General features: G+C 55.5%; 1 rRNA gene. It reads left to right on the top strand.

The window, feature by feature from the left end:
• Positions 1-119 precede the first annotated feature (119 nt).
• Positions 120-232, top strand: a 5S ribosomal RNA gene (gene rrf / locus HWX62_RS32825).
• The last annotated feature ends 321 nt before the right edge of the window (positions 233-553 follow it).

Raw genomic sequence — 553 nt, 5'->3', positions numbered from 1 at the left:
AGGCACTCGACGTACGACGGTTGAAGTACCGCGTACGTGTGAGATACAGCTCACAACCTAAATTACTGCTTCTTCCAAGATTGGTTCTGTTGGCCACGCCAGCAGAACAACCCCCTTTGCCTGATGACCATAGCGAGTCGGTCCCACCCCTTCCCATCCCGAACAGGACCGTGAAACGACTCCACGCCGATGATAGTGCGGATTCCCGTGTGAAAGTAGGTAATCGTCAGGCTCCCCTCAAGCCAGAAACCCCCGCCCGAACAGGCGGGGGTTTTTGCATTTCGGCGCCCAAAAAGCAGACGGCGAAGCGTTATCAAGACTCTCTACGAGGCTTCCCGCTGCACATCACGCACGGCACCGATTCTCCCAATGGTCGCCATCGCCCGTGATTCGGTCGCGGACTGATCCTATCTTCGATCAAAGTCGCGCTTCTCTTCCCGTATCTCGCCACGAAGTGACCTTTCCCCTCCGAAGTATCCCACTGTAAAGTTAGTGGCAAGGCCGCAGGAGAACCCTTGTCATGAAGAAGTCGCGGTTCAGCGAAGAGCAAATT

It is taken from the genome of Burkholderia sp. BCC0506, assembly GCF_902833145.1.
Taxonomy (GTDB): domain Bacteria; phylum Pseudomonadota; class Gammaproteobacteria; order Burkholderiales; family Burkholderiaceae; genus Burkholderia.
Note: the sequence above shows the minus strand (reverse complement) of the source record. Positions and strands in the feature narration are given on the sequence as shown.